The sequence below is a fragment of the Candidatus Poribacteria bacterium genome (assembly GCA_026706025.1).
GTDB lineage: Bacteria > Poribacteria > WGA-4E > WGA-4E > WGA-3G > WGA-3G.
Genome location: JAPOZO010000012.1, coordinates 23,907 through 34,700 on the forward strand (window position 1 = coordinate 23,907; position 10,794 = coordinate 34,700).

The 10,794-nt window shown below is 48.6% G+C and carries 9 protein-coding genes; 3 read left to right on the forward strand and 6 right to left on the reverse strand.

Going from position 1 to position 10,794, the window contains the following annotated elements; all coding sequences use genetic code 11:
• Positions 1-19: 19 nt before the first annotated feature.
• The 6 genes from OXH00_03145 to OXH00_03170 all read right to left on the reverse strand — a co-directional run bounded on the left by OXH00_03145 (position 20) and on the right by OXH00_03170 (position 6,882).
• On the reverse strand, positions 20-1,564 hold the full coding sequence (locus OXH00_03145; GenBank protein MCY3739997.1) for an iron ABC transporter permease: 1,545 nt from the start codon (positions 1,562-1,564) through the stop codon (positions 20-22).
• 78 nt (positions 1,565-1,642) lie between these two features.
• Positions 1,643-2,653 (reverse strand): iron ABC transporter substrate-binding protein, encoded by a 1,011-nt coding sequence (locus tag OXH00_03150; GenBank protein ID MCY3739998.1) that lies wholly within the window; start codon positions 2,651-2,653, stop codon positions 1,643-1,645.
• A 117-nt stretch (positions 2,654-2,770) separates the two neighbouring features.
• A complete protein-coding gene (locus OXH00_03155) occupies positions 2,771-3,865 on the reverse strand; it encodes a multicopper oxidase domain-containing protein (protein MCY3739999.1) in 1,095 nt (364 codons plus the stop codon).
• A 172-nt stretch (positions 3,866-4,037) separates the two neighbouring features.
• A complete protein-coding gene (locus OXH00_03160) occupies positions 4,038-4,892 on the reverse strand; it encodes an ABC transporter permease (protein ID MCY3740000.1) in 855 nt (284 codons plus the stop codon).
• A complete protein-coding gene (locus OXH00_03165; GenBank protein ID MCY3740001.1) occupies positions 4,889-5,911 on the reverse strand; it encodes an ABC transporter permease in 1,023 nt (340 codons plus the stop codon). Before OXH00_03165 ends, OXH00_03160 begins: the two co-directional genes overlap by 4 nt.
• A 143-nt stretch (positions 5,912-6,054) precedes the next feature.
• The gene (locus tag OXH00_03170; protein ID MCY3740002.1) at positions 6,055-6,882 is read right to left on the reverse strand and encodes an MBL fold metallo-hydrolase; all 828 of its coding nucleotides are present in this window, start codon (positions 6,880-6,882) and stop codon (positions 6,055-6,057) included.
• Positions 6,883-6,981: 99 nt separating this feature from the next.
• Between OXH00_03170 and OXH00_03175 the strand changes: the two genes are divergently transcribed.
• The 3 genes from OXH00_03175 to OXH00_03185 all read left to right on the forward strand — a co-directional run bounded on the left by OXH00_03175 (position 6,982) and on the right by OXH00_03185 (position 10,720).
• Positions 6,982-7,554: a Uma2 family endonuclease gene (locus OXH00_03175; protein ID MCY3740003.1), complete on the forward strand. Its 573-nt coding sequence runs from the start codon at positions 6,982-6,984 to the stop codon at positions 7,552-7,554.
• 9 nt (positions 7,555-7,563) lie between these two features.
• Positions 7,564-8,322, forward strand: a complete 759-nt coding sequence (locus OXH00_03180) for a sugar phosphate isomerase/epimerase (protein MCY3740004.1) — start codon at positions 7,564-7,566, stop codon at positions 8,320-8,322.
• 124 nt (positions 8,323-8,446) lie between these two features.
• Positions 8,447-10,720, forward strand: a complete 2,274-nt coding sequence (locus tag OXH00_03185) for a hypothetical protein (GenBank protein MCY3740005.1) — start codon at positions 8,447-8,449, stop codon at positions 10,718-10,720.
• Positions 10,721-10,794 lie beyond the last annotated feature (74 nt).

Consider the following 10,794-nt stretch of genomic DNA (forward strand, 5'->3'; position numbering starts at 1 on the left):
TTGAGGATTCTATCCTATTTTATATCTGTTCTTCCTGACGAATCAAGACACCGACAAACACCCCGGAAAAGAGCAGAATCGCGAGTGCATAAGGTGCTGCTTCAGCGAACATTGCTTCAGTTGTGTAGCTCCAGACATTGAGAGCAAGTGTTTCGTATCCAGCAGGGGATAAGAGGAAAGTCAGAGGGAGTTCTTTCATTGTTGCCAGGAAAACCAAAGCAGTGGCGGTGAGCATACCGCGCATAAGAATCGGGAAGAGCGTTCTAAAAAACGCTTGTATACGTGGATATCCAAGCGAGCGCGCTGCCTCCTCTAAGTTCGGTGAGGCTTGGTAGAGCGAACTTCGGACCGGTCCGATCGCCTCCGCAAGAAAGTGTAAAGTACACGCGTAGATGAGTACAGGCAGTGTCTTGTAGATAAATGACGCGGTGTGTAAAAGAAAAAAGATGAGTGATAGCGCGAATGCAAGTGGGGGTATAGCGTAAACGACGTAACCTACACGCTCTAACGCATCTGAGATGCGTGATGGGTGTCGAACACCTATATAAGCGAACGGCACTGCCAGAAGTGCACACAGAATCCCGGCAGGTATTGCCACCGATAACGAACCGATGAGCGCGCTTAAAAGTCCTTGCAATGCCTTCGGATCAAAGCCTCTGAATATCCAGAGGAAGATAGCCCCAGCAGGCACAACTACAGTTACAAACGCCACGAGGCTGAGGTAAAGATACGCCGGCGTGTGCCACGTGCCGAGTTGAATCTGCGACAATTGACGAGAAGTCCCGCGCCCGGCACGGTGGAGTGTCACCCTATTTAACAACTTTGCTTCAAGATAGAGTAGGCAAGCGGTAAAGGCGAGGAGCATCAAAGCAAGCCACGCCGCATAGACATGTTCAAAGGAGAGTGTGTATTCTGTGTAAAGTGCGTAACTAAAGGTTTCATAGCGCATCAGCGATACAACGCCAAAGTCGCCGAGTACATGTAGGCTAATGAGGAGTCCGCTTGCATAGAAAGCGGGACGGAGTTGGGGCAGGATAACAAGAAAAAAAGTCTGGTGAGACTTGTAGCCGAGACTCCGAGCGGATTCTTCAAGACTCGGATCGAGTCCTAACAAGGCGGTGCGTAGGTTCAGAAAGAGGTAAGGGCTCGTGTATGCGCTGAGTGCGAGGAGCGCGCCCCCGTACCCACTGAGGCGTGGGATACTTGTGCCGAATAACTGGGCGACAATACCGGTATTTCCACCGAGTGCCAACAACGCATAAGCCATCACATAACCCGGAATGGCGAGCGGTAGCGCGCACAGCACCGTGAAGAGTCGTCTACCTTTTAGGTTCGCTCGACTTGTTAACCACGCCGCGGGGGTTGCTATGAGTAGGTCAAGCACCAAAACCCCCACGGTCAGGAGTAGTGTATTGAGGAACAACCTCGCGTTTCGCCAGCGGAAGACAATTTCGACAAGTGCACTGCCTTCCGCTGAAAACGCTTTGGTCAGTAGGTAAACCAAAGGGATGAGGCCACCAAAGCCGACCATAACAATCGGAATGCCTGCCACGACAGCAGACATAGAGAAATAACGGTGTGTGTTTTTAACTTGGGCATTCAATTCCGATAGTCCCAATCCGTCCAGCAAGATTTACCATTTCTATAGAATTTCGACGCGCCGCAGTAAATCCAGAGTGCCGTCAAGATCATCCATCTCATTCAGGTTGAATGTAGGGGCGAGTTGGAGGAGCTCGGATAACGGTAAGAGATTGGCATTCGGAATTACACCATCAATGACAGGGTATTCAAATACGTCGCTGGTAAAGTACTGCTGTGCTTTAGCCGATAACAAAAATTCCACTAATTTCAAGGCTGTATCCTTGTGCTTGCTACTCTTTAGCAATCCAATCCCTGCAACATTGACGAGGTTCCCAGGGTCATTTGCGTTAAAGAAGGTTTGTGCGGCGGGAAAATTAGAGTTCCCTTTCTTGAAACGGAGGAGGTAATAGTGGTTCGGCAACCCCAAATCAATTTCGCCTGCAGCGAGTGCCTCTATAATGGGTGTATTTTTGGCGTACTTTTTGGCTCCGTTTGCCTTCATTCCGCGTAGCCATTCCTCGGTTTTTTCTTCACCGACTTGCACACGGAGCGCCGTAACAAACGCTTTAAAGGACGCATTTGTTGGTGCCCAACCGATTCTGCCTTTCCACATCGGTTGTGTTAAATCGAAAATACTCTTGGGAAGTTCTTCCATTTTAACGCGTTCTGGTGAATACGCGAGGACACGCGCTCTGCCGCTTGTTGCGACCCAGAAGCCCTCGGCATCTCGGAAATCCGAAGGAACTTTAGTAAGTATAGATTCCGGCAGTTTTTCAAACATCGCCTTTTTACTCACTGCCCCGAGCGCACCAGCATCTTGCGCCCAAAAGAGTGCGGCGGGACTTTTGTCGCCCTCTGTTAAGAGCGTGGCGGCTAATTGTGTTGTATTGGCGTAACTTACCTTCACTTGGATACCGGTCTCTTTTTCAAACTGCTTGATAATCGGTTCAACGAGGCTCTTGCTGCGTCCAGAATAGACAGTCAGCGTTTCGGCGTGAACTGTCCCGATGGTGGTGAATAAGAGCAAAATTGGCAAAACGTAATTAAACAAACGCAATCTGTTGTTAAACATTATGTCTCCTTTGATAAACTGAATGGGTGTACACCGGATCAAAACCGGTGTAAATTTTGTCAGATACAGCAGCAAAAAGTTCACTATTATTGCCCAGATACACAGTGTGTTGTGCTGTCAACGTTTTGGCACGACTCGCCAACGTGTATTCATACCTGCTGTGATATGGTCCGCGACATGGCAATGATAAAGCCAGTTGCCGGGTGTTTTGGCTATCATATCTACAGTAACCATAGTCCCGGGGAGTAGTTCTACAACATCGGTGCGTTTCCCAGCGTTTAGCACAGTCTGACCGTGCCAGTGCGCGGTGTGCATATCGACTTCAGTGCCTAACCCGATAAGGTACCACCGGACGCGATCGTGTTGTTCAACTTCCAGACCTCGCAGATTTCCGAAGATAAATCCGTTAATCGCGTGCTTGAGATTCCCCTCTTCCGCTTCTTCGGGCGACGCATAAGCCTCAGTTTGTCCGCTTTCAACGATTTTTCGGTCATTTTCGTTGAAGATTAGGAACAGGGTCGTGAACGCTTTGTCAATATCTTTAGGACGCGGATCGTCTGATGCACGCTCCATCCCTTTTTTCGTGACGACAACGGTTCCGATTAAGCCATCATAGACTTCGGTAACGGCATCGACGTGGGAGTGATAAAGCCAGACGATAGAGGACGGATCGTTCGGACCAGGGGCAGCATCGCTGTCTGCCTCCCAGTGGTAAGTGAACACGCTCCCTGGTTTTACGAAGGCACCGGATCCTTTCATGTCCGCCCCTTCATTGTTTTCATCGTATTGTAACCCGTGAACGTGAATACTGAGCGGTTTATCGGCGCGATTAAGAAAATGCACCTTTAGGCTGTCGCCTTCAACAGCGTGCAATTGCGGTCCGAGAATACCCATCCATACAGGTTGTTCAACTTCGGTCATGTAGGTGCTATCAGTGTATTGAATGTATCTATATTTTTCATAGACGAGTGCTTTACCCCAAACGCCCAATCCCATATTTTGTCTGATGAGATTTTGCCCGCTCGGTGCGTAGTTCCATTCAACTTTTTCGGCAGCGATCCAATATTCTCGCGTTGCTGCTTCAGCGGAAACAATAGAAAGGCACAGTATTACACCGATGAGCGTGAGAAATATATGGGGGGTAAATCGTGGGTTTCCAGTATTAGAGAGGGGAAGTAATTTACGCTTATCCTGTGACAAGCCTGCATTCATGATATTGAGACTCATTTTCAGAAAATAACACTTTAAAGCAAATCTCATAAAGAACTAAACCTCAATGGGCTAAATTTGTATTCAATTATACCACACTGGATAGGCGATGTCAAAAAAATCTCGGCTATCTAAATCAAATTCCTGTTTCGTGTTCAGTCTGAGTGCGTTTTCTTCAATCTATTTGTGGATCTAAGGCATCTCGGAGCGCATCGCCGAGGAGATTGAAGCCTAAGACGATAAGGAAGATAGCGACACCGGGAGCAGTGACGGCTAAAGGCGCGCGGCGAATAAGATCCCGGTTTTCGTTAAGCATTGCGCCCCATTCAGGTTCGCCGATTTCTGCGCCGAGTCCTAAGAAACTGAGTCCTGCTGCATCTAAAATGGCTGCGCCAATGCCTAAGGTTGCTTGGACAATCAACGGGGCAATGCAATTCGGGAGGACAGTGGTAAGAAGGATACGACTGTTGCTTGCACCAATCACCTTCGCGGCGGTAACATAGTCTAATTCGCGAACCTTAAGAACAGCGGCACGCAGGATTCGGGCATATTGTGGGATATAGACGATTGATACAGCGATAATTGCATTTGTCAGACTCTGTCCGAGAATCGTCACAATAACCATCGCGAGAAGGATGCTCGGCATCGCAAGCATCATATCCATTACGCGCATAATCAGATTATCAATTCTTCCACCGTAATAACCAGCGACTGCTCCGAACAGTGTGCCAAACCCAACGGAAAAGGTCATCGCAATAAGTCCAACCTTCAGAGAGATACGGGTACCATAGACAATCCTGCTGAAAATATCGCGTCCTACCTTATCGGTACCGAGGTAGTGAGAAGCGGAACCTCCCTGGAGGCGTTCAACGATATTCGCTTGTCTTGGGTCGTGTGTTGCAATAAGCGGCGCAAAGATGGCGACAAGAACAAAAAATAGGATAATTGATGCCCCGATAGTGGCGGAACGATGTTTTAAGAGTTTCCGAAAGATATGTTGTTGGCTGCTGGCGGTTATTGAAGTGTTCATTTCGCTTCGTCTCCTACTCGGATACGCGGGTCGAAATAGGCATACAACATATCCACGATAAGGTTGACGAACATAAAGACTGTAGCAACGAAAAGCACGCCCCCTTGCACGGCACGGACATCGCGAGCCTCAACGGCGGCACGCAACCATGACCCGAGTCCGGGCCAAGAAAAGATATGTTCGGTTAAAATCGCGCCACCCAGCAGATAACCGAATTCTAAGCCGATAACCGTCAAGACAGGCACCATACTATTTTTCATGGCGTGTTTGCTGATAACTTTCCACCGCGGTAAACCTTTCGCATAAGCCGTCGTAATATACGGCTGATTTAGCACTTCAAGCAGGCTGGAACGGGTCATCCGAGCAATAATCGCTAATGGGATAGTGCCTAATGTAATTGCGGGGAGGATGAGATGGACAATGGCACTCTTGAAAGCGACGTAGTTTCCTGTCAGAAGTGTATCAATAAGATAAAATCCAGTGCGTGTCTGAACATCTAAACCCAAGATGACATCCAACCGGCCACTGCTTGGTAGTATTGGCAGGAAATAGGAAAAAAGGAGAATGAGCATAAGTCCGAGCCAGAAGATTGGCATGGAGATGCCAGCCAGGGATACCGACATGGAGAAGTAATCCAAAAACGTTCCACGCGAGATAGCAGCAATAATGCCAGCAGCGATGCCGCATATAATCGAAAATGCCATTGCTGCGAGGGTTAATTCAGCCGTTGCCGGGAAATAGCGTTTGATTTCATCGACCACGGGTTGTTTCGTTTTAAAGGAGCGTCCAAAGTCGAGATGTGCGGCATCCCATAAGAATTTAGCGTATTGGTGGTATAGCGGTTTGTCGAGTCCCATTTCCGTCCGCAATTCGGTGAGTGCTTTTTCGGTGGCACGTTCTCCCAAAATCGCGACAGCGGCATCGCCCGGGATGAGATGCACCATCAGGAAAACGAGGAGCGATACCGCTAATAGGGACAGACCGATGGAAAGAAAACGCTGGAGGAGATAAGAGAGCAAAAGTTGAACCTTCCGTTAGTGGTGCCACCTACATGCTATTGATAGACCTCATCTTCCTTTTCATTGCGAAGTGGGTTAATTTACCCGAAAACCCACTTTTCGACAGCGATGAAAACGATCTGCGGCGGTCCATGGTTTAAAAATTAGAAAAATGGGTTGTGCAGTTTTTCCTCACCGACGGTGGTGGAGGGACCGTGTCCCGGAAAGAGCCGAACCGAGTCTGGGAGTGATAATAGGTTGTCCCGAACGCTCTCAATTTCATCCTGATAGGAGATATTAGGGCCACCAACAGAACCAGCGAAAATGGCATCGCCGACAAATGCTACGTTCTGGGTCAGGAAACTACACCCACCCGGTGTATGTCCGGGTGTATTCACCACGCTAACCATAAGTTCACCGACAGAAAGGACATCACTGTGTGCTACTTCGCGTAGTTTTTTGTTGCTCCGCGGTTTCGGTTCGTTTTGATGGATGTAAGTCTCACATCCGGTTTCGGTTTGAAGCTGCGGTAATCCATCAGTATGGTCGCTATGGGCGTGTGTTAGGAGTATCGTCGTCGGATTCACAGGCCGGGCATCGAGCTGTTCCAAGATGAGGTCTGGATGCGCGGCGGTGTCAATAATCGCGGCATCATCGGTGGCTTTGCAGATCAAAAGATAGGCGTTGACGGGCCACCCTCCGACGGGCGCGCTAATTGTGATAACCTCAAGACTTGTGTCGTCAGTCTGTTGGGGGGGTTCGGGTTCCCACTGTTCTGTCGCAATATCGAGCAACTTGGCACCGTCCAAATTCAGTATTTCTGCGAGCCGAAAAACTTGCGTTTCTGTCGGTTTTAAGGTATACTGTTCCATACGAGCAAGTTCTGCTTCTGTGATACCCGCGGCAGTTGCGATTTCGCTTTGAGATAGGTTTTGCCCGCGTCGGGCTTTACCGATAATGTCACCAAATTCATCTTCAAGTGCATAAGCCATAATAGTGTTCTCCTTACTTTATTGGTTTAAGAAACATTATAACAAAAAACGCAGTGTGATGCAATTGAAATAGGTCGCATCAAAAACGGAGGAATTCTGATGGGCATTCCGAAAAATGGATATGAACAAGCGGCAATATCCCTCGCGCCGCTGGAGACTGATATGACGTTGGATGAGTTTCTTGAGAGCGATTTAGAGGGATATGAATATGTGAAAGGAGAATTAATACGGATGCCAGCTGCGTCATGGGAACATGGACTGATCAGTGCGAAGGTCTTTTTGCGTTTAGGGACGTACGTTGAAGAAAACCAACTCGGCGCGGTGGTTACGCCGGACACGGGTTTTCAAGTCGGCGAGCGCGTCTTGAAACCAGACGTTGCCTTCCTTTCAACAGTGCATCTGCCTGATGATCCGAGCAGGGCATGTCCAGTGCCACCAGACCTTGCCGTGGAGGTCGTGTCACCATCCGATGTTTTTCGGCGTGTGATTGAAAAAGCGTTCGCTTATCTTGAAGCTGGTACACAGATGGTATGGATTGTCGAACCCACTTCACAAACAGTACGAGTTTATCGAGCCGAAACGCCTATCAGGGTGTTAGGAATTGACGACACGCTCACGGGTGAAGATATTGTTGAAGGCTTTTCGTGTCAAGTCGCACAACTTTTTGAATAGGGAGATTTTATGAAGCTTGGTTTAGTTACGTATAATATGGCGAAAGATTGGGATATTCCCACGATCATTGAAAAATGTGTAGAGACAGGATTTGCGGGTGTGGAATTGCGGACAACGCATGCCCACGGTGTTGAAGTCGAACTCTCCGCAAGCGAACGCGCAGCAGTAAAACAACAATTCGACGATTCCCCGATTGAAATCGCTGGCTTGGGTTCTGCTTTTGACTATCATTCTGTAGATCAAACTGTTGTTCGCGAAAATATAGAAGGGACAAAAACATATTCCCAACTGGCGGCAGATGTCGGGGCACCCGGTGTGAAAGTGCGTCCGAATGGGCTGCCGAGTGAAGTGCCTGTTGAGAAAACCCTCGAACAGATCGGATTGGCACTGCGTGAGTGTGGCGAATTCGCTGCCGACCTCGGCGTACAAATTCGGTTGGAGGTACACGGTGGCGGCACCTCCGAACTCCGACATATCCGTACAATTATTGATGTTGCTGATCACGACAACGTCTACGTCTGCTGGAATTCTAATTTCGGTGAAGTGGAAAACGGAACCATTAAAAACAACTTTGACCTCGTCAAAGGGAAAATCGGCTTAGTACATATTACGGAGCTCCATCGCCGTGAGTATCCGTGGCGGGAACTCTTTACATCGTTGAAGGAATCCGGTTATACGGGGTACACCCTTGCCGAAATCGCTGGTAGTTCCGATCCTGTGCGCGTGATGAATTTTTATCGGGCGTTGTGGGAAGAGCTCTCAAACTAAGTGTTTGTGGATATGGGCGCGTTCCAAGCGCGCCTTCTCACCGCTGTTACGAATAAGGTAAATGGAGAGAAACCTGTTGTTCAAGCCGCAATTTTACTTTTTAGTTATAACGATATTATTCCTGTTGACCTCTATTGGAATAAGTGCAGCATCTGAAACCGTCCGTCTTAGCAATGATGTGTGGACAGTTGACATCGCGACGCAATCCCTCGCCGTAAAGGCATACCCTGTAGAGTCCGAAATAGCAGTGCCTATTTCGGCGGCACAACCCGGATTCGGCGATGTCGCGGAATTCACCCAAAACGACAATACTGTCAGTTGGCGGATTGCAGATCGGTTTCTCACTGTGCGCTTTGAACTGATAGGCGAATCGCTATCTGTTGAATTTATTCAGGATAAACGGACAAATGAGGCGTTAAATTTAACATGGCCCGTTATTGAAGATTTCGAGTCTCTCCGTGGCTATATTTTGCCCCTTTTTGAGGGGAGTTATGTTCCCAAAAATGACATTAAATGGCAAGATTTCTTATCCGAACGTGGACCGATAAACACGACCGCGGGTCTCTCAATGCCGTTTTGGGGTTTGGACCTCACTGACCGTACGCTTACCTACATTTTAACCAATCCATTTAACAACCAAATCCGGTTCAATAAAACAGCAGCCCCGTCGTTAGGTATGGAGGTATCGCACACCTTCACATCGAATTGGGAACAGAGAAGATATGGATTGCATATCTCACTCGGTGCAGCATCGCCAATCGCGCCTGCCAAACAGTATCGACACTGGTTACAACAGAACGCTGAATTCGTTTCTTTCGCTGAGAAAATTGAGAAAACGCCTGCTGCAGAGAAGTTACTCGGTGCTGCGCATGTCTATCTCTGGGGTGGTAAACTCCTCAGTCAATATGATGTAACGGATTGGCAAACGTTTGCAACACGGCTAAGTGGTGATAGCGGCGTTGCGAGGCAGATGTGGGCGCGACTGAATGCAGAGGCACAGAAAGCAATTCGTGAAATCGCGCAATCGGCACATCCATCTAAATATGTCCGGCGGGTTGTAAGTCGTGCAATAAGTGAACAACTCGAAAAGCCTGATTTTTACAACCCAAACCTTTGGACAGAAATTCCCCTTACATCAGAGACAGAAACGTTAATCTCACGAGACGCCCCCACGCTATCGCTCACGGAAGTGTATCGCCGCAATTGTCTACTGTTCTACGCCGCGTTTTCCGACACGCTACGGCATCCAGACGAGTGGGGTGACGGTCTCTCTGTAAAGCTGCTGGAACAATTTGCTGAAAACGGATTGGACAGGCTCTGGCTTGGTGCTGACTCGTGGCAGGACGGCTTTCGACACCCGACCGCTGTCGCGAAGGCGAAAGAACTCGGCTATCTCGTGGGACCCTACGATTCCTATCACAGTATCCATCATCCCAACGAAAAGGATACGTGGGAGACTGCACAGTTTGATCTCTCGCTTTATGAGTCCGGCGCAATTGTCAATGCTGATGGCACGAAGAGTCGGGGGTTTAAAAAGAAGGGGTATCACTTAAGCCCGCTCGTGGCACAACCTTATGTCGAAAATCGCGTCAACGGTATCGTTGAACAGATGCCATCAGACTTTAATACGTGGTTTATTGATTGTGATGCTTACGGCGAACTCTACGACGATTATTCGGCATCGCATCCGGCAACACAGTTAGACGATATGCGCGCACGCTTGGCGCGGATTTCATGGATTCGAGATACGCACAACATGGTCGTCGGTTCAGAGGGCGGTGCTGCGTATTCAGCAGCAACGCTCCACTTTGCACACGGCATGACGCTCCCTGTCATCGGATGGGGAGACCCAGACATGAAGTCTAAAACCTCGTCTTACTATGTTGGCGGGTACTGGCCCCCCGAGGGTCCGGCGATTCACATAAAGCAGGTGCCGCTCAAACCGAACTATCTTTATCACTACTACGATCCGCGTTTTCGCTTACCGCTCTATCAGATTGTGTTCCACGATTCAGTGATAACGACGCATCATTGGGGTTCCGGGAGTCTCAAATTTAAGAACGCGATCGGAACGTTGGCACTGTTGGAGCAACTCTACAACGTCCCGCCGTTATATCATCTGAATATGGCGGAGTTTTCAAAGCATAAAGCGTGGATCAAGCGGCACTATGCATTCTTTTCGCCGTTGCATCGTCAGATCGGCGGACAGGCGATGACAGATTTTGAGTGGCTAACTTCTGATAGACAAGTCCAACGCACCGAGTTTGGCGATACGGTTGAAATATTCGCAAACTTCCGGACGGATGCGTTTGAATATGAAGGCATAAAGATTCCGACGAGAAGTGTGGTTGCACGATGGATCGGCACAGGTAAAATCGAGGTGTTTTCTGTGGAATAATTTAAGTCTCAGGACTATTTATGGTGTATCCTATAATTAAGTATACACTTGAATAATGTCATGCAGTGTCATTT